This window comes from Halobacterium zhouii, from assembly GCF_021249405.1.
Lineage (GTDB): Archaea > Halobacteriota > Halobacteria > Halobacteriales > Halobacteriaceae > Halobacterium > Halobacterium zhouii.
In genome coordinates this window covers 1,374,872-1,401,380 of the sequence record NZ_CP089593.1, presented here as the reverse complement: position 1 = coordinate 1,401,380, position 26,509 = coordinate 1,374,872, and the positions used below count along the sequence as shown (strand labels likewise).

At 68.3% G+C, this 26,509-nt stretch carries 27 protein-coding genes; 13 read left to right on the top strand and 14 right to left on the bottom strand.

Annotated elements, in window-relative coordinates:
• Positions 1-92 precede the first annotated feature (92 nt).
• Positions 93-554 (top strand): GNAT family N-acetyltransferase, encoded by a 462-nt coding sequence (locus tag LT970_RS07140; protein WP_232685754.1) that lies wholly within the window; start codon positions 93-95, stop codon positions 552-554.
• Between the two features lie 33 nt (positions 555-587).
• On the opposite strand, the gene LT970_RS07135 is transcribed toward LT970_RS07140, so the two are convergent.
• From LT970_RS07135 to pyrB, 6 genes are all read right to left on the bottom strand, one after another.
• On the bottom strand, positions 588-2,774 hold the full coding sequence (locus LT970_RS07135; RefSeq protein WP_232685753.1) for a type B DNA-directed DNA polymerase: 2,187 nt from the start codon (positions 2,772-2,774) through the stop codon (positions 588-590).
• Positions 2,775-3,059 (bottom strand): DUF8156 family protein, encoded by a 285-nt coding sequence (locus tag LT970_RS07130; protein ID WP_232685751.1) that lies wholly within the window; start codon positions 3,057-3,059, stop codon positions 2,775-2,777.
• Positions 3,059-3,763 (bottom strand): P-loop NTPase family protein, encoded by a 705-nt coding sequence (locus LT970_RS07125; RefSeq protein ID WP_232685749.1) that lies wholly within the window; start codon positions 3,761-3,763, stop codon positions 3,059-3,061. Before LT970_RS07125 ends, LT970_RS07130 begins: the two co-directional genes overlap by 1 nt.
• Positions 3,764-3,924: 161 nt before the next feature.
• Positions 3,925-4,752: a hypothetical protein gene (locus tag LT970_RS07120; protein WP_232685748.1), complete on the bottom strand. Its 828-nt coding sequence runs from the start codon at positions 4,750-4,752 to the stop codon at positions 3,925-3,927.
• A gap of 304 nt (positions 4,753-5,056) precedes the next feature.
• A complete protein-coding gene (gene pyrI / locus LT970_RS07115) occupies positions 5,057-5,515 on the bottom strand; it encodes an aspartate carbamoyltransferase regulatory subunit (protein ID WP_232685747.1) in 459 nt (152 codons plus the stop codon).
• Positions 5,512-6,435 (bottom strand): aspartate carbamoyltransferase, encoded by a 924-nt coding sequence (gene pyrB, locus LT970_RS07110; RefSeq protein WP_232685746.1) that lies wholly within the window; start codon positions 6,433-6,435, stop codon positions 5,512-5,514. Before pyrB ends, pyrI begins: the two co-directional genes overlap by 4 nt.
• A gap of 311 nt (positions 6,436-6,746) precedes the next feature.
• Here pyrB and LT970_RS07105 point away from each other — a divergent pair, with 311 nt between their 5' ends.
• The 4 genes from LT970_RS07105 to LT970_RS07090 are packed head-to-tail and all read left to right on the top strand — an operon-like array spanning position 6,747 to position 9,805.
• A complete protein-coding gene (locus LT970_RS07105) occupies positions 6,747-8,219 on the top strand; it encodes a lipase maturation factor family protein (protein WP_232685745.1) in 1,473 nt (490 codons plus the stop codon).
• A 42-nt stretch (positions 8,220-8,261) separates the two neighbouring features.
• Positions 8,262-8,444 carry a hypothetical protein gene (locus LT970_RS07100; protein WP_232685744.1) on the top strand — a complete coding sequence of 61 codons (183 nt, stop codon included), beginning with the start codon at positions 8,262-8,264 and terminating at the stop codon, positions 8,442-8,444.
• Positions 8,445-8,471: 27 nt separating this feature from the next.
• Positions 8,472-9,152 (top strand): MinD/ParA family ATP-binding protein, encoded by a 681-nt coding sequence (locus tag LT970_RS07095; RefSeq protein ID WP_232685743.1) that lies wholly within the window; start codon positions 8,472-8,474, stop codon positions 9,150-9,152.
• Positions 9,153-9,178: 26 nt separating this feature from the next.
• On the top strand, positions 9,179-9,805 hold the full coding sequence (locus LT970_RS07090; RefSeq protein WP_232685742.1) for an RAD55 family ATPase: 627 nt from the start codon (positions 9,179-9,181) through the stop codon (positions 9,803-9,805).
• Positions 9,806-9,973: 168 nt separating this feature from the next.
• Here the strand turns inward: LT970_RS07090 and LT970_RS07085 are convergent, their stop codons facing one another.
• Together LT970_RS07085 and LT970_RS07080 are read right to left on the bottom strand one after the other, a co-directional pair.
• Positions 9,974-10,903 (bottom strand): FKBP-type peptidyl-prolyl cis-trans isomerase, encoded by a 930-nt coding sequence (locus tag LT970_RS07085; RefSeq protein WP_232685741.1) that lies wholly within the window; start codon positions 10,901-10,903, stop codon positions 9,974-9,976.
• A gap of 63 nt (positions 10,904-10,966) precedes the next feature.
• A complete protein-coding gene (locus LT970_RS07080) occupies positions 10,967-11,233 on the bottom strand; it encodes a DUF7511 domain-containing protein (RefSeq protein ID WP_232685740.1) in 267 nt (88 codons plus the stop codon).
• Between the two features lie 123 nt (positions 11,234-11,356).
• On the opposite strand from LT970_RS07080, the gene cyaB reads away from it, so the two are divergent.
• The 4 genes from cyaB (at position 11,357) to LT970_RS07060 (ending at position 15,325) form a co-directional block, all read left to right on the top strand.
• Positions 11,357-11,983, top strand: a complete 627-nt coding sequence (gene cyaB / locus LT970_RS07075; protein WP_232685738.1) for a class IV adenylate cyclase — start codon at positions 11,357-11,359, stop codon at positions 11,981-11,983.
• Positions 11,984-12,049: 66 nt separating this feature from the next.
• The gene (locus LT970_RS07070) at positions 12,050-13,270 is read left to right on the top strand and encodes a methionine adenosyltransferase (protein ID WP_232685737.1); all 1,221 of its coding nucleotides are present in this window, start codon (positions 12,050-12,052) and stop codon (positions 13,268-13,270) included.
• 418 nt (positions 13,271-13,688) lie between these two features.
• Positions 13,689-14,876, top strand: a complete 1,188-nt coding sequence (locus tag LT970_RS07065) for a tRNA sulfurtransferase (protein ID WP_232685736.1) — start codon at positions 13,689-13,691, stop codon at positions 14,874-14,876.
• The gene (locus tag LT970_RS07060) at positions 14,873-15,325 is read left to right on the top strand and encodes a DUF5804 family protein (protein ID WP_232685735.1); all 453 of its coding nucleotides are present in this window, start codon (positions 14,873-14,875) and stop codon (positions 15,323-15,325) included. The genes LT970_RS07065 and LT970_RS07060 overlap by 4 nt, the downstream gene beginning before the upstream one ends.
• A gap of 27 nt (positions 15,326-15,352) precedes the next feature.
• Here the strand turns inward: LT970_RS07060 and LT970_RS07055 are convergent, their stop codons facing one another.
• The 3 genes from LT970_RS07055 to LT970_RS07045 all read right to left on the bottom strand — a co-directional run bounded on the left by LT970_RS07055 (position 15,353) and on the right by LT970_RS07045 (position 18,687).
• Positions 15,353-16,381: a PLP-dependent cysteine synthase family protein gene (locus LT970_RS07055; RefSeq protein WP_232685734.1), complete on the bottom strand. Its 1,029-nt coding sequence runs from the start codon at positions 16,379-16,381 to the stop codon at positions 15,353-15,355.
• A gap of 69 nt (positions 16,382-16,450) precedes the next feature.
• Positions 16,451-17,935, bottom strand: coding sequence for a hypothetical protein (locus LT970_RS07050; RefSeq protein ID WP_232685733.1), 1,485 nt, complete (start codon positions 17,933-17,935; stop codon positions 16,451-16,453).
• Positions 17,935-18,687, bottom strand: coding sequence for an ABC transporter ATP-binding protein (locus LT970_RS07045; protein ID WP_232685732.1), 753 nt, complete (start codon positions 18,685-18,687; stop codon positions 17,935-17,937). The genes LT970_RS07050 and LT970_RS07045 overlap by 1 nt, the downstream gene beginning before the upstream one ends.
• A 108-nt stretch (positions 18,688-18,795) precedes the next feature.
• Between LT970_RS07045 and LT970_RS07040 the strand changes: the two genes are divergently transcribed.
• The gene (locus LT970_RS07040; RefSeq protein ID WP_232685731.1) at positions 18,796-19,167 is read left to right on the top strand and encodes a thioredoxin domain-containing protein; all 372 of its coding nucleotides are present in this window, start codon (positions 18,796-18,798) and stop codon (positions 19,165-19,167) included.
• Positions 19,168-19,186: 19 nt separating this feature from the next.
• Here the strand turns inward: LT970_RS07040 and LT970_RS07035 are convergent, their stop codons facing one another.
• Positions 19,187-21,373 carry a thioredoxin domain-containing protein gene (locus LT970_RS07035; protein WP_232685730.1) on the bottom strand — a complete coding sequence of 729 codons (2,187 nt, stop codon included), beginning with the start codon at positions 21,371-21,373 and terminating at the stop codon, positions 19,187-19,189.
• 130 nt (positions 21,374-21,503) lie between these two features.
• Between LT970_RS07035 and purD the strand changes: the two genes are divergently transcribed.
• From purD to LT970_RS07020, 3 genes are all read left to right on the top strand, one after another.
• A complete protein-coding gene (purD, locus tag LT970_RS07030) occupies positions 21,504-22,790 on the top strand; it encodes a phosphoribosylamine--glycine ligase (RefSeq protein WP_232685729.1) in 1,287 nt (428 codons plus the stop codon).
• 77 nt (positions 22,791-22,867) lie between these two features.
• Positions 22,868-23,323: a ferritin-like domain-containing protein gene (locus LT970_RS07025; protein WP_232685728.1), complete on the top strand. Its 456-nt coding sequence runs from the start codon at positions 22,868-22,870 to the stop codon at positions 23,321-23,323.
• A gap of 92 nt (positions 23,324-23,415) precedes the next feature.
• Positions 23,416-23,610, top strand: coding sequence for a XapX domain-containing protein (locus LT970_RS07020; RefSeq protein ID WP_232685727.1), 195 nt, complete (start codon positions 23,416-23,418; stop codon positions 23,608-23,610).
• 177 nt (positions 23,611-23,787) lie between these two features.
• On the opposite strand, the gene LT970_RS07015 is transcribed toward LT970_RS07020, so the two are convergent.
• Positions 23,788-25,614, bottom strand: a complete 1,827-nt coding sequence (locus tag LT970_RS07015) for an FAD-binding protein (RefSeq protein ID WP_232685726.1) — start codon at positions 25,612-25,614, stop codon at positions 23,788-23,790.
• Position 25,615: 1 nt separating this feature from the next.
• Positions 25,616-26,509, bottom strand: coding sequence for a succinate dehydrogenase/fumarate reductase iron-sulfur subunit (locus LT970_RS07010; RefSeq protein WP_232685725.1), 894 nt, complete (start codon positions 26,507-26,509; stop codon positions 25,616-25,618).

Here is a 26,509-nt window from a genome sequence, read left to right as displayed (position 1 = left end):
AGCCCAAAAGCGACCCGGTTCCGGCGTCCGAGACCGCGCCGCCTCGCACAGCGAACGGTAGCTTTTCGACGCTCTGCCCATACCCACTCCGCATGGACATTCGCGTTCCCACCGACGACGAACGTGAGGCCGTCGCCGCGCGCCTGCTGCGGCCTGCGTACCGCGACACGGAGGCCCGCGACCCCGAGTTCAGCGCGGTCGAGGAGAGCGTCGTCGAGGCCGAGGACTGCTCGCGCTGGCTGGACGACGACGACCGCACCATCTTCGTCGCGTACGACCCCGAACCCGTCGGCAACGTCTCCGGGGGCGTCTCGAGTTCGCCCGCGCTGTACGAACGCGGGCCGAACTGCTACGTCGACGGCCTCTACGTCGTCCCGGAGCGCCGCCGCGAGGGCATCGCCGGCGACCTCCTCGACCGGATGGCCGAGTGGGCGCGGTCGCGGGATTGCGAGCGACTCAGTCTCTCCGTCCACGTGGACAACGACGCCGCCCTCGACTTCTACGAGAACCACGACTTCGAGACGAAGTTTCACAGCCTCCGCAAGCGACTCTGAGGGGCGCTGCCGTCGGTGTGTCACTGCCCCGAGTCAGAACGACCCGAGTTCGAGGTCTCTGGTCGTCCGGAGTTCGCGCTCGACTCGCGAGCGGTCCCAGCCGAACGGGGAGACGACGGTCGCTGCAGCACGAATCAGCCTGTCGGCGTAGTGATCGGCGTCGTAGTCGTCCACGCCGTCCTCGAACGGCAGGCGAACGCGCCGCCGCCCGTCGGCGTCGTCGTCGGTGACGACGAACTCCACGCGCTGGCCGGGGTGGCGATCGATACCGTGGGCCTGGTATCGTCGGAGCGCCGCGACCGTGCGCGTCGCCTGCCGGTATTCGCTCGCGGGTTTCGACGCGCGCTTTTCCACCACGAGAGCCGCGGAGTCCACGTCGCCCGAGCGGAGCGACGCAAGGTCACGGCGCAGGCGGTCGACGACGGCGTCCGGACTCCCCGTTCGGTCGAGCACGCGGAACCACTCGCGCTGGCAGTCCTCGACGAACGAGGGCGTCGAGCGGCGGCGCGCCTCCACGCCGCGGACCGTGAACTCCTCGGCGTCGGCGACCTTCCCGAAGTAGGAGGTGAGTGCGCCCGCTCGTTCGCCCCGTCGCGGCACGAAACACACCCAGTCGTAGGCGGCCTCGTGCTCCAGTCGGACGCGGGCCTCCTCGGAGATTGTGTCACAGACCTCTCCGAGCGGCGTCGGGTCGTCGACCGCGGGAGTCACCCAGACGCTGTCCACGATGGCGTGCGCGACGTGCCAGCCGGCGTCCTCGAGTCGCTGTTTTGCACGCAGGAGGATGTCCCGCGCGAACGCGTTGATGGCCTCGTGGCACTCGATGCGCCCGAACTTGCTGTTCCGGTAACCCTGGTAACCGAAACACGAGACCAGCACCCACTTGATGGCCGCCGAGCGGGCTTCCAGGCGCTCGTGACGGTCACCGGTAGCGCCCGAACGCTCCGCCTCCGCAGCGGCGATTTCGTCCTTGATGTCCGCTCGGTCCTCGAGCAGCGGGCCGAGCACGTCACCGAGGAAGCCGTCCTCGGGGCAGAGGTTGTAGCCGAGTTCCGGGACAACCTCCCGGTCGGGGTGGCAGTCACACAACACGGTGTCCGGGCTGACGTTGTACTCCCGGATTATCGTGGGGTACAGCGACGCGAAGTCGAGTTCGTGTACGTTCTCGTGGCGGCCGACTTCGGGCGCGAGCGTCGTGCCGCCGCGGTCCGCGGCGTGGAGCGTGCGCGCGTCCTTGAACTGCTCTGGCCCCCACTTGTTCCACGGCACGAGCACGCCCCGGGAGAGCGCCTCCCGAGTCTGCATCGCGGTGAGCACGCCGCCGATGCTCGCGCGCCCCGCCTCCTCGATGGGCTGCCAGGACTGCTCGACGAGGTACAGCAGGCCCGCGAGCCCCGACTGCCCCCACAGAAAGCTGTTCGACTCGTCGAGCACCGCGCGCCCCCGGACGGTGTACGTCGCGGGCGAATGACTACTGCGGTCGTGATGCTCGTACGTGTTCGCTGCCGCCAACTGGCTGATGTCGTCGCCAGCCAATGCCACGCCACTGGCGTCTCTCCCCCACCGGAAGTCGACGCCCGCGCGCTCCGCCCTCGCGGCGACGAGCGAGAGCAGGTCGCCGTGGCTCACCACGAGCACGTCCGGGTTCTCGCGCTCGACCCGTGACGCCAGCGCTCGGAGCACGGCCTCCTCGCTGCCCGCGACGCGTTCGCCGTCGATGCGGAGCGACGAGACGTCGTCGTGGGCGAGCGCGCGGTCCGTCGTGCGCACCGCGAGCGTCCGCAGGTCGCGAGCGGGCGTCGGGTCCGTCCCGGTCTCCACGCAGTACCGGAACCCCGGCGAGAAATCGACGTTGAACAGGCGGTACGTCCCCGGCGCGCGTGCCGTTGCGCCGGACGGGCCGCCCGGCTCGTGGCGCGTCCGTATCTCGCGAGCGAGTTGTCGAACCTCCCCGGCGCGCGTCAGTTCGACGGCGAGCACCTCCGATTGCTCTTCGGCGTGTAGGTCGAGGAACCGCTCGCGCCACGCCAGCGCGGCAACCTTCGGGTCGTCAGCGAGGCGGTCGGCGAGCGCGCCGAGTTCGCCGTCGTTCGCGTGCACGTAGACGGTCGGTCGGTAGTCGGTGTCGCGCTCGGCGGTCACGCCTCCTTCGTCGACGCTGTCTCCCGTCGCGTGCCAGATGGTCACGCCGTCCTCCTCGAAGTCGAACGCGAACGCCATCTACTCGAGGCGTTCCCGCAGTTCCCGAAGTTCCTCGGTCAGTTTCGCCAGTTCGCTCGCTTGCTCTCGCAACTCGGCCTCCTGAGCGAGCAGCATCGAGAGCAACGCCGCGCGCTCCGGGTCGGTCGGGTTCAGGTGACCGGCGGCGTGCGCGTGGTTCCGCGCGCGCTCGAACAGGCGGTCGAAGTCCGCCTCGCGCTCCCGGCGGAGCGCGCGACGGAACGGCTGGCAGCGCTGCTCGTACGCGTCCAGGCAGTCCCGGTAGGTCGGATTCGTGCGCCCCATCAGGCAATCACCTCCGGGAGCGCCGGTTCCGTCTCCGTCTCGACGGCTTCGGTCGCCTCGACTGCGCCGTAGATGTCGACCCAGTACGGCACGGTGGTCTGCCACCCGCCGCGCGACCAGTACGCCGTCGTCTCGCCGCCCGCGCCCTCGAAGCGCGGCCCGAAGCGCGTCTCCTCCACCGCTAACTCCTCGTGGGCGTACTCGGCGACGATCTCGTCGTCGCTCGCGGTGACGAGCACGGGCACGTCACAGGCCTCGGCGAGCGCGTGCAGCGTCGACAGCGTCGCATCGCGGAGGCGCTCGGCCTCTCCCGTGAGCAGGTCCTCGTCCGCGTACAGGTCGTCCACCGCGGGCGCGACGACGAGCGCGGTGGGGCGCGCCGCGTCCGCGACCAACTGCCGGACGAGACTATGATGCTGGTGGGCCGTGAACGCGCGCGCCACCAGCACCCGCTCGAGAACGCGCGGACGCCGCGCACCGTCCGTGAGCGCGTGCGTCGAGACGTGATTCCGGGCGTCCACCCAGCGCACGGGGCCGTCCCGCCGGTCGAGTTCGGCGAGCGCGAGCGCCGCGAGTTCCGTTCGTCTGTCCTGCACGCCGGACTTGCTTTCGCCGACACTCTCGGCGCCCCGAAGGAGCGTGACGCCCGAATCGAGCGCCGGCAACGCGTCCACCGCGTGACCTGTCTGTCGACTGGTGTGCATACCTCACTGTGTTTCGACTCGCCGGATAACGACCCGCCATGGCCGGGATGAAAGTGAAAGTGCTCTCGTTCGTGGGTGAACTCACAGAAGCGCGGAACCAGTGGTTCCGAAGACCGTGCAAGCGAGCCGCTGGCCCGCGGGCAGACGGCGACTCCAGAACCCTACTCGGGGCCGAAGGACTTGCCCTCTCGGGCCTCCGCGCCCATGCGGCGGAGTGCGGCGCGCGCGTTGCCCGCCTGGTAGCCGAAGAACACGTCGGTCGCGTACTCGTCGGCGACTTCCGCGGCGTGGACGAGGTTCTCGACGTCGACGTCCACGGCGTACAACTCGACGCTGAACGGCGCGTCGAGCGCGTCCTCGAAGCCCGACGCGATGGTCTCCAGCCAGTACGTCGTCCCGTAGTTCGTGTCGTACAGCGGCACGACGAACTCGTCGACGTGCTCGGCGAGTGCGTCCAGGTCGAGGCCGGCGCGTTCGTAGAGGTGGCCGGGGTAGGGGTCGGGGTAGAGCGTGAGGTACGCCTTCCCGGGGATTCGGTCGACGGCGTCGGCGACGAACTCGGTGATGACGCTCGCGCGCCAGTCGTACCAGTCGTCGAACTCGGATTCGGCGAACGCCGTCTCGCAGCGCTCGCAGTGGCAGTACTCGGCGCGCGGGAAGCCGACGTCGTCGAGGCGGACGTCGTCGTTGAGTTCCGTACAGGTCTCGATGACCGTGAGCAGGCCCTCGCGGTAGTCCTCGGCGAGCGGGCAGATGTACGCCCAGTCGAAGTACGGCTGGTCGCGGGTCGCCTCGTTGCCCTCGTCGTCGACCGGGACGAGGTCGGGTTCGGTGCCCGCGGTGGCGTTGTCCCCGAAGCACGAGACCATGTTCACGGCGTTCTCCACGGGGTCGGTGTGGCGGCCGGTGACGTCCTTGACCTCGTAGAACGCCCGGTCGAACTCCGACCACTCGAGTTCCTCGGCGTTTCGCGTGACGACGCCGTACATGCCCCGGGGTTGGCCGCGGGGCCGCCTAAGTCGTTCGCTCTACGGGCGAGAGAGCGGGGTTGTTCAGAGCGTTCAGCCAGTCGACTGGTCGGCCTCTTCGACCCTCCGTCAGTCGATCTGGTCGACGCCCTCGAATTCGCCTCCGTCGCCACCGCTCAGCAAGCTCCACGCGACCGCGATGAGGATGATTGCGACGCCGACCTTCAGCAGTTTCCGTGGCATGAGCGAGAGTACCGTCGGCGGCGACTAAACCCTTTGTGGGGTGAACAACTAAGTAGGAGAACCCGTTGGCGAGGCTCGCCGGTTACTGACGCAGGTGCGCCGTGAGGTCGTCTCGAACAATCTCCTCGCAGTAGACACAGCGGACCCCGTCCTCGAGCACCTCGAAGCGGGCGTCCGTGGGTTCGCCCGCGTTCGTGATGCAGTCGCGGTTCGGGCACGCGAGCACGCCACTCACTTCCTCCGGACGCTCGACGCGCTTCTTCTCGACGACGTCGTAGTCGCGCACGATGTTGATGGTGGCGTCGGGCGCGATGAGCGCGAGCACGTCGAGTTCGGAGTCGCTCAACTCCCGGCCCTCTACTTTCACGACGTCCTTCCGACCGAGGCGCTCGGAGGGGACGTTCATCCCGAGGCTCACCGCCTCGCCGCTCGACCCGTCGATGCCCAGGAGCGAGAGGACGTGCAGCGCCTCGCCCGCGGAGACGTGGTCGACGACGGTGCCGCTCTGGATCTTGGAGACGCGGAGTTCTGTATCGGTCATTCCGAATCACCTCCGTCACCGAGGAGCATGTCGAGCAGCGCCATGCGGACCGGGACGCCGTTGTGCGCTTGCTCGAAGTACGTCGCCTGGGGCGTGTCGTCGACCGCCGGCGAGATCTCGTCCACGCGCGGGAGCGGGTGCATCACCGCGAGGTCGTCGCTCGCGGCCTCGAGCGTCTCGGGCGTGATGCGGTACTCACCCGCGACGGCCTCGTACTCGTCCTCGTCGGGGAACCGTTCGCGCTGGATGCGCGTCACGTACAGTACGTCCAGGGAGGGGAGTACGTCCTCGAGGTCCTCGTGCTCGCGGACCTGCGCGCCGGCCTCGTGGAGGTCGTAGCGCACCGAGCGCGGGAGTCGCAGACTCTCGGGGCTGACGAAGTGCTGGCGCGCGTCGAAGTTCGTGAGCGCGTGCGCCAGCGAGTGCACCGTCCGTCCGTACTTCAGGTCGCCCATGATGCCGATGGAGAGGTCGTCCAGCCCCGCGTGTTCCCGAATCGTGTACAGGTCGAGGAGCGTCTGGCTCGGGTGGTGGCCAGCGCCGTCTCCGGCGTTCACCACGGGCACGTCGACGTGCTCGCTCGCGAGTTTCGCCGCGCCCTGCTTCGGGTGGCGGAGCACGAGTCCGTCCGCGTACCCCTCGACGACGCGAGTGGTGTCCGCGAGGGACTCGCCTTTCTTCACGGACGAGGATTCCACCGAACCCATGTCCACGACGCCGCCGCCGAGGCGCTTGGCGGCCGTCTCGAAACTCATCTTCGTGCGCGTGCTCGGCTCGAAGAAACACAGCGCGAGCAACTTGTCCGCGTGGCGCTCGTGTGCGGCCGCCGGGTCCGCGTCGAACTCCGCGGCCCGGTCGAGGACAGCCTCGACGTCACCCCGGGAGAGTTGTTTGGCGGTGAGGAGGTGGTCGTGACGCATCACTCTAACCGGTGCACTCCGAGAGCGTAAAACTCCCGAAGCGCAGAGGAAGCGTTGGCGCAAACGTCTACGTTAGAGTCGACTGGATACGCAGTGAATGGCTCAGTAACGGCAACACCTGCAAGCCCTCGACCCGCTCACAGGTCACTGCGTTCCTCGCTCGCTGTTCCGTGGACTCGCTTCGCTCGTCCACGCACCTCGCGCTCGCTCCGCCCAGTCCGCCACCAGCTGTGTCGTCGGCCGAATCGACCACTCGTGCCGACACTGTTCTGTCCACCAATTCTTTGTCTGCGCCACGATACCTCTCACACATGGAGCTTCTGGGGGGAGGGAGCTACTGGCTCGTGCGCTTCGTCTTCCACCGGGCGCTCGCGGTCATCTACTTGCTCGCGTTCCTCGTCGCCGCTTTCCAGTTCCGGCCGCTCGCGGGCGAGGACGGCCTGCTCCCGCTCGGGAACTACGCAGAGCGGGCGTCGTTCCGGGAGCGCCCGAGTCTCTTCTACTTCTTCCCGTCGGACCGGGCCGTCGCCGCCGCGGCGTGGGCCGGTGTCGTCGTCTCCGTCGTCGCACTCGTCGGCGTGCCCGGAGCGCTCCCCCGGCCGTGGGCCGTCCCGGCGTCGATGGTCGTGTGGGCGACGCTCTGGGCGCTCTACCAGTCGTTCGTGAACGCCGGGCAGACGTTCTATGGCTACGGCTGGGAGTCGATGCTGCTCGAAACCGGCTTCCTCGCTATCTTCCTCGGGGCGGGGAGTAGCGCCGCGCCCGCCGTCGTCGTGTGGCTGCTGCGCTGGGTGTTGTTCCGCAACATGTTCGGCGCGGGCCTCATCAAACTCCGCGGCGACGACTGCTGGCGGAATCTGACGGCGATGGACTACCACTACGAGACACAGCCGATTCCGAATCCGGGGTCGTGGTTCGCCCACCACCTTCCGGACCGCTTCCACCGCGTCGAGACGCTCGGCAATCACGTCGTCGAACTCGCGATTCCGTTCCTCTACTTCGCGCCCCAGCCGTGGGCCGCGGCGGCGGGCGTCGCGACGATTCTCTTCCAGGGATGGCTGATGGTCACCGGGAACTTCTCGTGGCTGAACGCGCTCACCATCGTGCTCGCCACCAGCACGTTCAGCGACGGCGTCCTCGCGGACGCACTCCTCGTTTCCGCACCTGCGACCGTGCCTGCGCCGTTGTTCCTTCAGGCCGCGGCCCTGCTCGTCGCCGGACTCGTCCTCGCTCTGAGCGTGCGCCCAGCACGGAACATGCTATCGGAGAACCAGGTGATGAACGCCGGATACGATCCGCTCCATCTCGTCAACACGTACGGCGCGTTCGGCTCTATCACGCGCCAGCGCCACGAACTCGTCATCCAGGGCACCGCCGAGAAATACCCGGGTGAGGACGCCGACTGGCAGACCTACCGGTTCAAGGGCAAGCCGACGGACACCGCGCGCCGCCCGCCCCAGGTCGCGCCGTACCACCTCAGACTCGACTGGCAGCTCTGGTTCGCCGCGATGACCCGCCGGCCGCGCCGCCCGTGGTTCCGCCGCTTCCTCCAGAAACTCCTCGAGGGAGACGACGGCGTCACTGGACTCCTGGCCCACGACCCGTTCCCCGACGACCCGCCCGAGCACGTCCGCGTGCTCCGGTATCGCTACCGGTTCACCACTCCCGAGGAACGCGACCGGACGGGCGAGTGGTGGGAGCGGACGCGCGCCGGCACGTACGTCAGCGCCGTTTCGCGCGAGGAACTCGCTGGCGGTGGCCAGCAACGGCGCCGGCGGTGGTGAACGGGCACAAGCACTACGAACGCCCGGAACGCACGCCACGACGTGGAGCGATTCGCCGAACTCGTCGTCGTCGGCGGCGTCGCCCTCGTCGCCGGTCTCTGGGTCACGCACCTCGTGGCCACGCAGTCCGCGCTGTGGGTCGCTGGCGTCGCGGCCGCAGTTCTCGGGGCCACAGCCCTCGCGGCGGGCATCGTGACCCAACTCGACTGGCAGCCCGCAACTTGAAGTGGGAGGACGGGACCACCCAGTCCCGTGCTCGCAGTCGCTGGCGGCAAGGGAGGATGCGGGAAGACGACCACGGCGCTCGGTCTCGCGAGAGCGTTCGCCCAGCGCCGCCGCCGTCCCCTCGTCGTGGACTGCGACCTCGACGCGCCGAACCTCCACTTGCGCGCGGACGTCCCTCGCGACCCCGGACTCGACGTTCTGCAGACGCCGGAGTCGCCTTCCGAAACACATCAGAAATCTCTGGTTTCTGAGGGCGCTGACGCTCCCGCGAACGTCGCCCACCCCTCCGCCGTTCTCCCCGGCGTGGACGTGCTCCCAGTGGGCAGTGCGACCGGCGACGACCTCACTCGTGCGCTGGACGCACTCGACATGCTCCCCGACGACCGACCGGTACTCCTCGACTGTCCGGCGGGCGCGAGCGAGGCCGCAACCCGCCCGCTCAGGGCCGCCGACGGCGCAGTGGTCGTCGCCACGGACGGTCGGGAAGAGATAGAGGACGCGGTCAAGACCGCGGCGATGGCGCGCGCCGTCGGTACGCCGGTTCTCGCCGTGGTCGTCTCACGCGTCCACCGTCCACCGGGCGGACTCACCGAAGCGCTCGGAGCACCGCACGTAACACCGGTGCCGCCCGCCGACACGCCGCTCTCGGACGAGCGAACCGCCTCCGCGTACGCGGCAGTCGCCGACGCGGTCGGGACAGATTTTTAACCCTAGTCTGCGCATGGAACGAGACGATGGCATCGCGGCTCTCCACGGGCGTGGACGTCCTCGACCGGGAGCTCGGCGGCGGCGTTCCCGCGGGGACCGTCGTCGCGTACGAGACCCCGCCGGCCAGCCAGGGAGAGCTGCTGCTGTACGAACTCACGCGTCCGCGGCCGACGCTGTACCTCACCACGGACCGCACGAAACAGGCAGTCCGGGACGCTTTCGAGGAGACGAACGCGCCCACCGGAAACCCCGAAATCGGCTACATCAAGGGCGCGGACGCGATAGAGAACGCGCGCCGAGCGGTCCGGAGTGTCCCCGAGGAGACGACCGTCGTCGTCGACACCGCAGACGCCCTCGAACGGGCGGACCGCACCCGCTACGAGAACTTCCTGAACGAACTCAGCAACCACATGCGGAACGTCGGCGGCGTCGCCGTACTCCACTGCCTGGACACCGACCACGCGCCCGAACTCCGGGGGACGACCGAGCACATGGTCGACGCGGTGTTCCGCCTGAGCGTCGAGGAGGCCGGCGGCGAGATCGAGAGCCGGCTCACCGTGCCGAAGTTCCGCGGCGGCCGTGCACTCGACACACCGGTGAAACTGAACCTCACCGAGCGCGTGCAGGTCGACACCAGCCGCGACATCGCGTAACTCGGCCCAACATCGGATAGGCCAGTCGCGGCATCGCGTGGGCCAGTCGCGACATAGCGTAGGCCAGTCGCGACACTGGTCCTGCCTGGCTGTTTCTCTACGCCGACAGACACCTGTCGCTGAACGTGTGCGCTGATCGCCCGCAAAACGAGAACGAACCGGGCCGCGTTACTCCTCGTCGCCTTCGGCTTCGAGTTCGTCGACGATCTCGTCGGCGTCCACGTCGGCGTCCTCGAGGGCCTCCTCGACCTCGCCGAGGTCCTCGCCGCCGCCCATGCCGCCCATGCCACCCATCATGCCGCCCATGCCCGCGGGCTGGCCGTCGATGGTCTCCTGGACGATGACGCGGTCGATGTCGAGCATGTCGATGAGCTGGTTGAGGATCTGCTGTTTGCCCATCATCCACTGCTGGTTGAACTGGAGCTGCTGGGACTGCTCGATGTACAGCGTCTCCTTCTCGACGGTCTCCGTCTCGGTCTCACCGTCTTCACCTTCGACTTCCTCCTCGACCTCGTCGGTCTCGATGTCCATCTCGAGGTCGGCGTCGAAGTACATCTGGAGCATGCCCTTGGCCTTCTCGACGCGGTCCTCGATCTGGTCGATGATCTCGTAGTCGTACTCGACGTCTTCGCCGGCCAGCGGGTGGTTGAAGTCGACGCGGGCGCGGCCGCCGATGATGGTCTCGACGTGGCCGTGCTCGCCCTCGACGTCGACGTGTGCGCCGGGGTACCGCTCGTCTTCGGGGATCTTCTCTGCGCTGATGGTGCGCACCTCGTCCTCGTCGTACTCGCCGAACGCCTGCTCGACGACGACGGTGCCGCTGTCGCCGACCTCCTTGCCGACGATGTCGTCCTCGACGGCGCCGAAGATGTGCTCCTCGCCGAGCGCGATGGTGCGCGGGGAGAAGTCCTGGTCCTCGACCTCGACGCCCTCCTCCTCTGCGACCTCCTCGGAGGTGGTGTCGACGAGTTCCTCGCTGTCGACTGTGAACGCGCTGTACGACAGCTCGACGAAGTCGCCTTCCTGCAGTCCAGACTGCTCGGTTTCCTCGCTTGCTTCGGACTCGTCGGCTGCTTCGGCCTCGGATTCGTCGCTCATGCTTGAACTGAGAGTCGTTCCATCCTTAAGAATCACGTTTCCGGCCCGCCATCGTCAGCGCGGTCAACGCATCTCTCTGAGTGACCGGATGACGGCTGCATCGACGCTGAGCCACGTCGTGAGGCGTTTTTCGCCGGCTGCTTCGGCGGGGGCAACGGTACAGCGGTCCGACCGGTTCCGGTGTCTGACGACGATTGCTCGAAGCGAGTCGATGTCGGTGGCGTACGCACTCGGCTTCGACCGATTGGAGTCGGGGCGTGCGTGGCCGGCGGCCGTAGTGTCAGCGGGGTCGGTACTGGACTCGCCGTCGGTGGTGCTGTCGGCAGTCATGGCAGTGGGGCGTCGGTGACGGGTTGCTTCGGCGACGGGGTAGTTCCTGCTATGAGTGATATGTAGGTGTCTGGAGTGATGGGAAACGCCGCGTTTTTCTCCGGCACTCCCGTCTCTTCGGGCATGTACGAGGTCGAGGTGAAGGTGCCCGCGAACCACGACGAAGTCCGGGAGGCACTCGACGACGCCGGCGCAGCGCCCCAGGGAGTCGTGGCGCAGGCGGACACGTACTACAACGCCCCGAATCGGGACTTCGCGGAGACCGACGAGGCGCTCCGCGTGCGCACGGTTAGCGAGGTATCGGGGGACAGTCGCGGGAGGGGACTCGCCGCCGTACTCGACGCGGCGCTCGGGGGCCCGGACGCGTCGTCCGGGAGTCCGGACGCGTCATCGACGTCCCGTGTGACGTACAAGGGGCCGCTCGTCGACGACGCGTCGAAGACCCGCGAGGAGTTCGAAACGGGGGTCGACGACGGCGAGACGATGGGGGCGGTGTTCGAGCGCCTCGGATTCACGCCGACTGCCACGGTGCGGAAGGTCCGCGACCGCTACCGCGTGGACGGGTGGCTGGTCGTTCTCGACGACGTCGAGGACGTCGGGACGTACGTCGAAGTCGAGACGGAGGTCGAGGACGAAGACGAGATTTCTGACGCGCGAGACGAGGTGTACAGTGTTCTCCGAGATCTCGGACTCGACCCCGAGGAGCAGATACAGGCGTCGTATCTCGGCATCAAACTCGAAAATGCGTAGCACGCATTTTTAGGCTGCTTTCCCTTTTCGCAAGTTATAGAAGCCACGCCGGGGAACGTTCGGTCAATGACCAACCGAAACATCCAGGTGCAGTCCCTCGACCGCGGGGCCGTCGAGGACGAATCCGTCGAGATCGTCGAACGAAAGGGAATCGGTCACCCCGACTCTATCTGCGACGGCATCGCCGAACACGTCTGTGAGGCGCTCGCCCGCGAGTACATCGACCGCGTCGGCAAGGTCCTCCACTTCAACACCGACGAAACACAGCTCGTCGCCGGCACCGCCGCACCCGCGTTCGGCGGCGGCGAAGTCGTCGAACCCATCTACATCCTCGTCGTTGGCCGCGCCACCAGCCACTACGTCGACGACGACGGCACCGAGTACGACATTCCCGTCGAAGCCATCGCGCTCGAAGCCGCCCGCGACTACCTCCGCAAACACCTCCCGAACCTCGACCTCGAAACCGACGTCATCGTCGACGTCAAACTCGGCGAGGGTTCGGGCGACCTCCAGGACGTCTTCGGCGAGGACGGCACCACTGTCCCGAACGCCAACGACACCTCCTTCGGCGTCGGCCACGCCCCACTCAGCGAGACCGAACGCATCGTCCTCGAGACCGAGCGCTCGCTCAACGGCGAGTTCGCCGACGACAACCCCGCCGTCGGCGAGGACGTCAAGGTCATGGGGAAACGCGAGGGCGACCACATCGACCTCACCGTCGCCGTCGCGCTCGTCGACACCTACGTCCCCAACATGGAGGCCTACGCGGCCGAGATCGAATCCATCCGCGACCACGTCGAAGCGCTCGCCGAAGCGCACACCGACCGCGACGTCGCCGTCGCCGTCAACACCGCCGACGACTACGAGGACGGCTCCATCTACCTCACCACCACCGGCACCAGCGCCGAACAGGGCGACGACGGCAGCGTCGGCCGCGGCAACCGCGCGAACGGCCTCATCACCCCGAACCGCTCCATGAGCATGGAAGCCACCTCCGGCAAGAACCCGGTCAACCACATCGGGAAGATCTACAACCTCCTCTCCACGGAAATCGCAGAGAGCATCGTCGACGACGTCGCGGGCATCCGAGACCTCCGCGTCCGCCTGCTCTCTCAAATCGGCCGCCCCATCGACGAACCCCACGTCGCCGACGTTCACGTCGTCACCGACGACGGACTCACCGTCGCCGACGTCGAACCCGAGATTGTGGACATCGTCGACGAGGAACTCGCCAACGTCACGGACATCACCCAGCGCGTCATCGACGGCGAACTCACTACCTTCTGACGCACGTTTTGCGCTGCGCGCGCCGAAGGCGCGCTCGGCAAAACCTGCACTAAAAGCACTCCTCCTTCACTTTGCTCGCTTCGCTCGCCCCGTTCAGTCGTCGGCCTCCACTCGCTCACTCCGTTCGCTCGTGGAGTGAATCGCCTTCCTCGGGCTTTTCAAGCCACTCGGTCGGCGAACGCTGGCGGTTACCGCCTGCTTCGACTGCCGATTGCTACCGCCTGCGTACATTCAAATAGGAGAACGGAACCAACCCCTGCCGTGATGTAGCCAGGAGCGCGGGCCCGGTCGAGGCGGGAGGGTGGCGAGCCGGCTCGCGATGTGGAACGCCATCTGTTCGAACTTGTCGACTCTAGCGAGTGGAAACGCCTTGCCGAGAGCCGATAGGCGTTTAATCCCGGCGCGTCGAACTACGACCATGTTACCGCCCGGTGCGGACTCCGTGGTCGTTCGGCACGGCGACATAGGGGTGAAGTCCAGCCAGGTGCAGGCGAACATGGAGGGGACGCTCCGGGAGAACCTCGCGGCGATGCTCGACGCGCGCGACGTTCCGGGCGACGTAGAGCGCGAGTGGGGGCGCTTGCTCGTGCGCGCACCGAGTTCTGACGCCGCCGCATCGGCGGCGGACGCGGCCGCGGACACGTTCGGCGTGGTGTCCGCGAGTCCCGCAGTGAGCGTGGCGCCGACGCTCGATGCGATCACCGACGCGCTCGCGCGAACCGCCGAGGAGAAGTACGAGGACGGCGCGTTCGCGGTGGACGCCCGCCGCGCCGGCGAACACGACTTCGGCAGCCACGACGTGAATCGCGCGGGCGGCGACGCCGTCTGGGCCGCCGTCGAGGACGACTTCGACCCGGAGGTGGACCTCGACGACCCCGACGTTACGTTCTCCGTGGAGGTCCGAGACGACGAGGCGTTCGTCCACCTCGACACGCGCGAGGGGCCGGGCGGGATGCCCCTGGGAACCCAGAAGCCCCTCGTCGCGCTCCTCTCGGGCGGCATCGACTCACCGGTCGCGGTGTTCGAGGCGATGAAGCGGGGCGCCCCGGTCGTCCCGCTCTACCTCGACCTGGGAGAGTACGGCGGCCCGGACCACCGCGCTCGCGCGGAGGAGACCGCGCGCCGCCTCGCGCGCTACGCGCCGAACGAGGACCTGGGGCTCCGCGTCGCGGACGCCGGCGACGTCGTCGAGGAACTCGCCAGCGAAACTGGGCGGACGCGGATGCTCTCGTTCCGCCGGTTCATGTACCGGGTCGCGGAGCACGTCGCCCACGAGGAGGGTGCGATGGGCGTCGTGACGGGCGAGGCGATGGGCCAGAAGTCGAGTCAGACCGCCGCCAACATCGCCGTCGTGGACCGCGCGACCGACCTCCCGGTCCACCGACCGCTGTTCTCGATGGACAAACAGGAGATAATCGCGCGAGCCCGAGAGATCGGGACGTACCGCGACTCCACGCTCGACGTCGGTTGTGAGCGACTCGCACCGAGCCAGCCACTCACCGCCGCGCCACTCGACAGCATGCTCGCTGACGAACCCGAGGATCTCTTCGAGCGAGCGCGCGAGGTCGCCAGCGATGTCGAACGTGCGGAGGTGCCAACGGCGTGACGCGCGTCTGCATCGCGGGCAGCGAGGACGCCACCATCCGCCTAGACCTGTTCTCCTACGAGACGGCGCGGCGCGCGCTCGCCACGTACGACGTCAGCGAACCCTGGGAGAACACCGTCGCGCTCGACACCGTCAGCCTCGGTGCCGCTGTCTCCCTGCTGAACGACCTGAACTGGTATCTGGTCCGCCTCGCGGACACCGCGTTCGTGCAGGAGCCATCTGTTTCGCGGACGGAGTGGCTCTCCCGTAATCTCGCGGAGGCGGTGCGGGACGGCGACGTGCGCGCGAACGAGACGGACGCGCGCCTCAAGGTGTACGGCGTCGAGGACGGCGAACTCGTCGAACCGATGTACGTCACGCGCGTGCAGGGTGAACGCCCGGAGTACGACCTCCGGGACGTCGAGGAGACCGTCGCGGTGCGCGTCACCGAGGACGAGTTCGAGGCGTAGCCGAGAACCAGACGCAGAACCGCCCTGTCAGTCGAAGACGCCCGCCGAGAGGTATCGCTCGCCGGAGTCCGGGAAGATGGTGACGACCAGCGGGCAGTCGTCGTAGGCGTCGCCGCCGTCAGACCGAACCGGTGACGCTCGTGAACCGCCGTCAGCGAGCGCGTCGTCGTTCAGCCCGGCGTCTTCGAGGGCGTCCGCATCGAAGTCGACTTCGGGGCAGTTCAGTTCCGGTTCGGCGATGCGTTCGGCGACGCGCTCCGCGGCGAGGTACGCCGCGCCGCTGGACTGCCCGACGAGCACGCCCTCGTCGCGCGCGAGTCGGCGACACGCGGCCTCGGCGTCGTCGAGTGCGACCGTCTCGACGGAGTCCACGAGGTCGCGGTCGAGCAGGTCACTCACGAATCCGGGTCCCATCCCCTGGTAGTCGTCCGCGCCGGATTCGCCGGTCGAGAGCACGGCGTTCTCCTCGGGTTCGACGGCGACGACGTCCATCTCGGGGTGATCCTCGAGCAGACGCGTCGCGGTTCCGGTGAGGGTGCCGCCGGTGCCGACGGCCACGACGAACGCGTCGATCTCCCGGCCCTCGACCTGTTCGAGTATCTCCTCGCCGGTCGTCCGGTAGTGCGCTCGCGAGTTCGCGGGGTTCTCGAACTGGCTCACTCGGAACCCGCTGACTGCGTCCGCGAGGTCGTCCGCGCGCTCGTTCGCTGCCTCCATGTCGCCCTCGACGAGTTCGAGGTCCGCGCCGTACGCGCGAAGGAGCCGGCGGCGCTCCTCGGACTTCGATTCGGGCATGACGATGGTGAGGTCGTAGCCGCGCGCCGCCGCGACGAGCGCGAGGCCGATGCCGGTGTTCCCGCTGGTCGCCTCGACGAGACGGTCGCCGGGTTCGACGTGCCCGTCGCGTTCCGCCGCGAGCACCATCTCGCGGGCGGGGCGGTCCTTGGCGGAGCCGCCGGGGTTGAATCCCTCGAGTTTCGCCGCGATGGTCGCGCCCTCGGGCGACGGCACGCGTACGAGGGGCGAACCGACGGCGTCGAGGATGCTGTCCTTCATTGTGTGGGTGTACGCACTTCCCGGGTAAACGTGTGGCGGGCCGCGGCACTCCCTGCCGGAACCTCGGCCCTACTGTGCCAGATACGCGGCTTCCCAGCGCAGTCCCGCGCGCTCCGAGAGCCACGCGCCGACCGCGGCGAGCAGCGCGCTCGCGACGACGATGCCGCCGGCGACCGTCGCGGTAATCGCGGACGTCTGAACGGCGAATCCGACGAGCAGAACCGGGACGACGGGCACCGCGATGCCGGCGGTCAGCAGCGCGAACCGCACCGAGTCGAAGAGGAACTCGTTCGGGTTGAGTCCCGCGAGGGCGACGGTGAGGCCGAACAGGTACAGCGACAGGCCGACGAAGAGCGCCGCGCCGAGTGCGCCGTCGACGACGCCGACGTCGTACAGCACACAGGCAGCGGCGTACGCGAGACCGCCGGTCGGGAGTCCCGTGAGCAGGAACGCGGTGCGTTTCGCGCGGAACACGTCCGGCACGGTGACGGGGAACAGGAGGTAGTCCTCGACGGCGTCGAACTGCGTGAGCCAGTTGTACGTCGTGAACGCGCTGAGCGCGAGCACCGACCCGAAGAAGATGCCGGGCGCGGGCGTGACGCCGACGATGCGCGCGGCAACGTCCGAGAGGAACGCCGCGAGACCGAGCAGGATGGCGGTCGAGACGACGGGTTTCAGCGGGCCGCCGGCGGACCGGGCGAGGTCCAGAAGCGTGCGCGTGACGAGGCCCGTGTCGTCACCGACGCGGTCGGCGATGGAGGCGAACCCGACGGTGACGGCCGTCGTCGGTTCGCGGAAGTTCGGATCGTAGACGCGCAGGGAGAGCGCGCCGACCAGGATGACAGTGACGGACAGCGCCAGCGCGTGCTGCGGTCCGGTGGCGACGACGGCAGTCCAGAGCGCGTCCGTGTTCCCGGTCGCCAACATCGCGGCCAGGCCGCCGGCCGTGACGAGGCCGAGGAGCCACCCCGGAACCCCTCGTGTCCGGACGGCGAGCAGCGCGAACGTGATGGTCATGCCGACGGCGAACGCGAGCGCGAGTGACGCCCACAGCGAGGCAAGCGCAGCGGGAGTCAGCGACTCACTGCCTGCCGCGAGCGGCCCGCCGGCGACCACGAGTGGCGTGAACCCGAGCGCGATGGGCAGGACGAACAGAATCGCGTAGTAGGCCGCGTCCTTCACCACGAACACGCCGAGCAGTCGGCGACGCGACACCGGGAGGAACCCCGCTGTCGACAACAGGAGTGCGGTCTCCCCGAGCACCCGGTCGAGCAGGTCGTCGCCGACGAGGCCGGCGGTGCCCGTGTAGAGGCCGAACGCCAGCACGAGTGCGTGCGCGCCAGCCGTGATTTCCGTGACCGGCGTGCCCGTGAACCGCATTCCGGCGATGGCGAGCGCGCTACCGGCGAACACGAACGCCGGGAGGAACGCGAACCGGTGGCCGCCGAACAGTTCCGCGTGTAGGCGGCGTTCCTCGCGCGCCATCGTCCGGAACCACAGCCACCAGCTACCGCCTGCGGACGGCGCTCGGCGCTGCGCTCGGTCGCTGGTCATCAGTCACCACCGCTCGCTGCGGGCTTCGGGGTGTCCCGGGGAGACGACGATCCGACCTCCTCGAGGAACACGTCGAGTAAGGCGTCGGTGTCGGTGTCGACGTCTCGCTCGGCGACCACGCGACCGTTCGACACGATGCCGACGCGGGTGCAGACGTCGGCCGCCACCTCGATGTTGTGCGTGGAGACGAACACCGCGTTCCCGTCGGCGGCGTACGACCGGAGGTGGTCTTTGACCTGTTCCTGGACGATGGGGTCGAGGTTCGCGAGGGGTTCGTCGATGACGACGACGTCGGGTTCGTGGAGGAACGCCTGGGTCAACATCACTTTCTGTTGCTGGCCGCGGGAGAGGTCGCCACAGAGCGTCTCCAGTTTCTCCGCGAATCCGAGGCGGTCCGCCCACGTTTCGACGCGCTCGCCGACGACGCCGTCGTCGAGTCCGCGGACGCGGCCGACGAACTCGAAGAACTCGCCGGGCGAGAGGAAACTCGGTGGCGTCTGTTGTTCGGGCAGTACGCCGACTCGACGCCGCGTCTCGACGGCGTCGGCCACGGGGTCCGTGTCGAGGACGCGGACGCGTCCGGCGTCCGGCCGGGTCTGGCCGGTGAGAATCTCGATGGTGGTCGTCTTCCCCGCGCCGTTCGGTCCGAGGAAGCCGTACAGTTCCCCGCGGTCGACGCCGAGGCTGAGTCCGTCGACGGCCCGCACGTCGCCGTAGGACTTCTCGAGGGAGTCGGCTTCGATGACGCTCATCGACGTTGGTTGCACGGGCCGACGTGTTAATTCCTCGGCTGTCGGGGATTCAGGCGGGCGAGTGCCGCGAACGCGGGTGTTTTGGCGCTCACGTCCCAATCGGCGCGTATGAACCTGCAGACGATGGAGCCGAATCCGGCGTGGGACGCCGACTCCTACCCAGGGGTCGTCGGGGCGTTCGACAGTCTCGGCGACGACGCAGTCGTGAAGGTGTGGGGCGGCGACTGGTGTGGGGATTGTCGCGCCAAACTCCCCGACTTCGCCGCGGCGCTCTCGGCCGCGGGCGTGGCGAACGTCGAGCAGTACCCGGTCGAGCGGGAGAATGGGGAGAAGGTCGGCCCGCACGTCGAGGAGTACGATATCGAGCGCATCCCGACCATCGTGGTCGAGGACGGGAGCGGTGGGGAACTCGCGCGCTTCGTCGAGGAGGAGCGATTCCCACCCGCGCAGTATCTCGCGGAGGAAATCGACGCGGAGTGACTGCTGGATCCCGCGGGCGTCAGGCCCGGTCGAACTCCGCCAGCCACTCCTCGACCTCCTCGACAGCGTCGAGCGGCGGCGAACACGCGCGCCGGCAGACGTACGCCGTCGCTTCTCCGGTGGCCGATTCCGGGTCTGTCCCCCTGTCGGCCCAGATGGGCGGTGCGTCCGGGAGTTCCAGGTCGTCTAGCCACGCAGAGAGCGCCGCGTCGTCCCCGGGCCGCAGGCTCAGCAGGCGCGTCGGCAGGTAGGCGCCGCCCACCGCGTCCCGCCACGCCCCGGGGAGTTGGTCGCCGGCGACTGTGACCTCGAGGTGGCCCGACGCGTGGGTGTCCGCCGCGAGCGCGAGCGTCGGGTGGTTGGCGGGAGTGCGCTCGACGCGGCCGCCGTAGCGTTCGAGCATCGCGCCGGCGGCGTTCGCGTAACCGGCGTCCGGGTCGAACGCGTCCAGAGCGAGCAGCGTCTCAGCGGCGACACCGACGGGCGAGGGCGTCGGCCCGTCCGAGACCTCCTGACCGCGCACGTCCACGTCGTCCACGGACTCGGGGGTCTCGTAGAGTGCGCCCGTCTCCTGGTCGTAACACTCCGCGAGCAGTGCGTCCGCGAGGTCGAGCGCGAACCCGAGGTGTCGGTGGTCGCCGGTCGTCTCGTAGGTCGCCAGCGCCCCACGCGCGAGGTAGGCGTAGTCCTCGGCGTACCCCACGCCCGCGACGTCACCCTCGATGACGCGCCGCGAGAGTCGGTCGCCATCCCACAGGCGGTCGCGAACGAAGTCGACGGCGTCGGCGGCCCGCTCGCCGTACGCCGGATCGAGCGCGAGGCCGGCTTCCGCGAACGCCCACGCGGTCAGGCCGTTCCAGCCCGCGAGCACCTTCTCGTCGCGTGCGGGACGCGGTCGGTCGGCGCGCGCCGCGAACGCGCGGGTTTCCGCGGCGTCGAGCAACTCGGCGACCTCGCTCTCGGTCCAGTCACGGTCGGCCGCGATTTCGCCGACAGTGCTCGAGACCGTGAGCACCGTCTGTCCGTGCTCGAAGTTTCCGGATTCGTCCACGCCGTAGCGTGCACAGAACACGTCCGCGAGCGTCTCCGCGTCCGCGTCGCTCGGTTCGCTGTCCGCGTACTCGGCCATCGCGTCCCGGGCCTGCGCGGGCGTCCAGACGTAGAACGCGCCCTCCTCGTGTTCACCTCCTGGATTCCCGGGTGGGGCGCTCCGGGCGTCCAGCGTGGCGTAGAAGCCGCCGTCCGGGTGGCCGAGTTCGCGCTCGACGAACGCGAGCGTCTCCGCGGCCACGTCGGCGTAGCGCTCGTCACCGAACACCCGGTAGCCGTCGACGTACGTGCGGGCGAGCGTTCCCTGGTCGTACAGCATCTTCTCGAAGTGCGGGACCGTCCAGTCCGCGTCCGTGCAGTAGCGGTGGAAGCCCCCGCCGAGGTGGTCGTTCAGGCCGCCCGACGCCATCGCGTCGAGCGTCTCGCGAGCGACGCCAGCGTACGTCTCGTCGCCGGTTCGGTCGAACGCGCGCTGGAGGACGTGGACGCGCGCGGCCTGTGGGAACTTCGGCGCGCCCCCGAACCCGCCGTGGTCGCGGTCCGCGAGCCGGACGAGTGCGTCCGCAGTCTCCGAGAGCGTTCTCTCACCGCCGAGCGCTCCGTCGCCGTCCCCGAGTTCGACGCGGTCGGGGAGCGACGACAGCTCGCCCCGGGCGGCGTCCAGCCACTGCTCGGCGCGGTCCTCCAGGTCACCGCGCTCCGTCTCCCAGGACTCCGCGACGTTCGAGAGCAACTGCCGGAACCCAGGCTGGCCTCGCTTCGCGTCCTTCGGGAAGTACGTCCCGACGAAGAACGGCTTGCGGTCGGGCGTCAGGAACACGGAGAGCGGCCACCCGCCGCTCCCGCGCACAACCCTGCTCACCGCCATATACAGGGAGTCCACGTCCGGGCGCTCCTCGCGGTCGACCTTCACCGGGACGAAGTTCTCGTTCAGCAGCCCCGCAATTTCGGGGTCCGAGAACGATTCCTCCTCCATCACGTGACACCAGTGGCACGACGAGTAGCCGATGGAGAGGAATATCGGGACGTCTCGTTCGCGCGCCGCCTCGAACGCCGTCTCGTCCCACAACTGCCAGTGTACGGGGTTGTCCGCGTGCTGGCGGAGGTACGGGCTCGCCGACTCGTCGAGTCGGTTTCGCTCTGTCGGATCGGTCATGCTTGCGGATACGTAGTGGGCGTGGGTAAACCCCAGCACGGAGTTTCCATCAGCGAACAACACATGTACTTGTGCATATTCCGGGAACTGCGGCGCAACGTTTACACTCACGTGCCTACACTCTCCGGGTATGACCGAGCGCGTTCTCCTCGTCGGCGGCGGCGGCCGCGAACACGCTATCGCCGACGCACTCGCTTCCGACTGCACGCTGTACGCCTGTGCGTCCAACCGGAATCCCGGTATCGACCGACTCGCGGACGACTTCCGCGCGCTCGACCCCACCGACACCGGGGCCGTCGTGGAGTACGCCGAGAACGTGGGCGCGACGCTCGCCGTCGTCGGCCCGGAGGGACCGCTCGCGGCAGGTCTCGTGGACGAACTCGAGAAGGCGGGCGTCTACGCGTTCGGCCCGAAGCAGGCCGAAGCCCGCATCGAGACGGACAAGACCTTCCAGCGGACGTTCATGGCCGACCACGGGATTCCGGGACAGGCCGACTTCGAGACGTTCGCGAACACCGACGCCGCTGCGGACTACGTCGAGTCGGTCGACGGCGACGTCGCGGTGAAGCCCGCTGGACTCACCGGCGGGAAGGGCGTCCGCGTAACGGGTGACCAGGTGACGAAACTGGAGGCCGCCGACTACGTGCGCTCCGCCGGACACGACGAGTGGGTGATAGAGGAACGCCTCGTCGGCGAGGAAGTCACCGTGCAGGCGTTCGTGGCGAACGGAGACGTGCGCGTCACGCCCGCCGCTCACGACCACGGGCGCGCGTTCGAGGGCGACGAAGGGCCGAACACCGGCGGGATGGGGAGTTACTCGGTGCCCGACCGGACGCTCCCGTTTATGACCGACGCCGACTACGAGGCGTGCGTCGAGACCCTCGAGGCCATCGTCGACGCGCTCCCCGACTACCGGGGCGTGCTCTACGGCCAGTTCATGCTCACCGCCGACGGTCCGAAGGTCGTCGAGTTCAACGCCCGCTTCGGCGACCCGGAGGCGATGAACACGCTCCCCGCGATGGAGACGCCACTCCTCGACGTGCTCGTCGCCGCGCGCGACGGCGACCCACTCCCAGACCTCGAGTTCGCCGACGTAGCTACTGTCTGCAAGTACGCCGTCCCGGAGGGCTACCCGACTGACCCGGAGGGTGGCACGCGAGTGCGCGTCGACGGGGACTCCGTCGGCGACGCAGACCTGTTCTACGCGAGCGTCGACGCCCGCAACGACGGCCTCTACACGACGACCTCCCGGTCGTTCGCCGTGGTCGGAACCGGCGAGACGCTCGCTGACGCCCAAACCCAGGCGGGGGCGGCACTCGACGACGTGGGGGAGGGACTGCGCGTGCGTCACGACGTCGGGACGGACGCGCTCCTCCAGCGCCGGATCGAACACGTGCGGTCACTCCGCGACGAGTAGTCACTCATCGCTCGAGCGCTCCGGCGAGAAGCCAGGCGGCGACCACTTCTTTATACCTCTCTCCCGTAGTTCCAGCCATGACGAACGACGAGGTCGTCCGACTCCTCAAGAAGGCGTACAGCGACGAAATCGAGACCGTGATGAACTACCTCACGAACTCCATCGTGCTCGACGGCGTGCGCGCCGAGGAGATCAAGGAGTCACTGAAGGCAGACATCCAGGAGGAACTCGGGCACGCCGAACAGATCGGTGAGCGCCTGAAGCAACTCGACGAGGCGCCGCCCGCCTCCGCCGACTTCGAGGCCCACCAGGACTCGCTCCAGCCGCCAGCGGACACCACCGACGTGCCCTCGGTCATCGACGGCGTCCTCGACGCGGAGGAGGACGCCATCGACACGTACCGCTCGCTCATCGACGCGGCGACGGACGCGAACGACCCGGTCACCGAGGACCTCGCGGTGACCATCCTCGCCGACGAGGAGGCCCACCGTACGGAGTTCCGTGGGTTCCGGAAAGAGTACACGAACGACTGACTGGAATCGCGGGCAGTCAGCGGTCGCCACAGCCCCCGCCGATACGCAAAACCAGTCGCCTTTTTGCGGTCGCCACTCTCGACGAGAACACCATGAACACCGCCTTCGTCGTGCTGGCGACGCTCACCGGCCTGATGGTCGGCGCGCTGTTCGCGTACCTCCGCATCCCGGTTCCCGCGCCGCCGAGTCTCGCCGGCGTGATGGGTATCGTCGGCATCTGGCTCGGCTATCGACTCGTCCACTACTTCGGGATGGGGTTCGACGTGGTGGACGCGCTCGGCCTGTAGGCTGACAGACGGCACTCGCTGCGCTGTCGGGCCGGATTGACTGCGCTCGTTCGTAGACGGGTGTGCCACCGGTTTCGCTGATCCGTCTACGGCGCTGGTCAGTTCACGACCCAGGTTGGGTCCGTTCTCCCGGAAAAAGATTCACCGTGGCGGAACCCCTGCCGCGGTGAGACGAACTCAGTACGAGCGCTCCTTCGGCTCGTAGGTCTTCTCGTTGCCCTCGAGGAGCACCGGGCGGTACCAGAGTTCGGGGTCGCCGTCGTTCCAGGAGACGAGCGTGTGCTTGAGCCACTCGTCGTCCTTCCGTTCCTGGTGTTCCGCGCGCCAGTGCGCGCCCCGGAACTCGTCGCGGGCGAGCGCGCCCATCGTGATGGCCTCGGCGACGTCGAGGAGGTTGCGCGTCTCGATGGTGTGCTGGAGGTCGGTGTTGAACGTCCGGGACTTGTCCGCGACGTAGACGTCCTGGTAGCGCTCTCGGGCCTCCCGGATGTCGCGAAGCGCCTGCTTGAGCCCTTCTTCCTCCCGGAACACGTTGACGTTCTCCGTCATCGACTCCTGGACGTCCGCGCGCACGTCGGCGTGGTTCACGCCGTCCTCGCGCTCGAGGAGCGTCTCGATGCGTTCGTTCTCGGTGTCGACGGCGCGCTCGATGACGGCCTCCGGGCTCTGTGCGATGCCGCCGTCGGCGGTCGGTTCGACGGGTTCGCCGTCGGGTTTGCCCGTCGGCACGTCGAGTTCCTCGGTGTCCGCACCGTCGAAGTAGCCGGTCTCGATCTGGGGTTCGCCGAGATCCGTGCCGGCGGCGTGCCGGCCCGCGAGCGCCCCGAACACGATGAGTTCCGGGAGCGCGTTGCCGCCGAGGCGGTTCGCGCCGTGGAGGCTCACACACGCGCACTCGCCGGCGGCGTGAAGGCCGTCGATGCACGTCTCGCCGAACTCGTCGACCTCGATGCCGCCCATCGCGTAGTGCTGGCCGGGCTTGACCGGCATCGGCTCCTCGAGGCCGTTCACGCCCTCGAAGTCCTCCGCGAGGTGGAGGATGTTCTCGAGGCGGTCGGTGATGCGGTCCTCGCCGAGGTGACGCATGTCGAGGTGGACGTACTCGTCGTCGACGCCGCGACCCGCGTTCACCTCGGTGAGTTCGGCGCGCGCGACGACGTCGCGGGACGCGAGTTCGCCGTCGTTGGTGGCGTAGCCGTACTCGAACATGAACCGCTCGCCCTCCGAGTTGTAGAGGATGCCACCCTCGCCGCGCACACCCTCACTGATGAGGACACCCGTCGACGGGAGCGTCGTGGGGTGGAACTGGACCATCTCCATGTCCTCGATGGGGACGCCCGCGCGATACGCCATCGCGACGCCGTCGCCGGTGTTTGCGACCGCGTTCGTGGTGTGGTCGTAGGCCTGCCCGAGGCCACCCGTTGCGAGGACGACGCCCTGGCGCGCGCGGAAGCCCGCGACCTCGCCGGTCTGGACGTCCCACGCGACGACGCCGTGGCACTCGCGGTCGTTCGGGTCCTCCTCGTCGGTGACCGCAGCGCGCGTGACGTACCACTCGTCGTACACCTCGATGCCCCGTTTGACGACCTGCTGGTACAGCGTGTGGAGCATGTGGTGGCCGGTCTCGGCGCCCGCGTACGTGGTTCGCGGGAACGACAGGCCGCCGAACGGTCGCTGACTGACGCGGCCGTCCTCTTCGCGGGAGAAGGGCATCCCCCAGTGCTCTAGCTGGATGGTTTCCTCGGGAGCGGTCTGCGTGAACGTCTCGATGGCGGGGGCGTCGGCGAGGTAGTCCGACCCCTTCATCGTGTCGTACGCGTGGTCCTCCCAGGAGTCGCCGTCCTGGAGCGCGGCGTTGATGCCGCCTTCCGCTGCGCCCGTGTGCGAGCGCACCGGGTGGAGTTTCGTGACGATCGCTACGTCTGCGCCTTCCTCGTGGGCGGCGATGGCCGCGCGGAGGCCCGTGCCGCCGCCGCCGACAACGATTACGTCGTGTTCGTACATATTACCAGAATTTTAGATTCGACTTCACCGCCTCTCGCTTCAGCTCCTGGATGTGCTCCGTGAGCGGGATGTCCTTCGGACAGACGTTCGTACAGGAGAACTGCGTCTGGCACCGCCAGACGCCGTGTTCCTGCTCGATGATTTCGAGTCGCTCGCGGCGCTTCTGCTCGCCCTCGCGTTCGTCCATGTAGAACCGGTAGGCGGCGTTGATGGCCGCCGGGCCGAGGTACTGGTTGTCGCCTGCGGCGATGTTACACGAGGACATGCACGCGCCACACCAGATACAACGCGTCGATAGCTTGACGTTCTCCCGGTTCTCCGGGGACTGGCGCTGCTCCTCGAGTTCGCCCTCGGGGAGTTCGTCCGGGTCGAAGAACGGCTGGACGGACTCCATCTGGTCGTAGAAGTGCTCCATCTCCACCACGAGGTCCTTCACGACGTCCTGGTGGGGGAGCGGTTCGACGCGGACCGGCGAGTCGAGGTCCGAGAGCTGTGTCTGGCAGCCGAGTCGCTGGCTACCGTTGATGAAGAACGCGTCCGACCCACAGACCGCCTGCCGGCAGGAGTGCCGGAACGTGAGACTGGAGTCGTACTCGTCGCGCGCGAAGATGAGCGCGTCGAGCACCGTCATCCCCTGCTCGAAGGGCACGGCGAAGGAGTCGAAGCGGGGTTCCTGCTTGCCCTCTATTTCGGGGTCGTAGCGGAACACCTTCAGTTCGATTGTCTCGCCCTCGATCTCCAGGGCGTCGGCGGCCTCGTCGGCCGCGCGGCGCTCGGCGCGCTCGCGCTTCTCGGCCATGCGCTCCTCCTGGGCGGCGCTGGTCGAGGGTCGTTCGGTCTCCGCTTCGGCCTCGGTTTCGGTCTCGGATTCGGTTTCCGGTGTTTGCGTACTCAT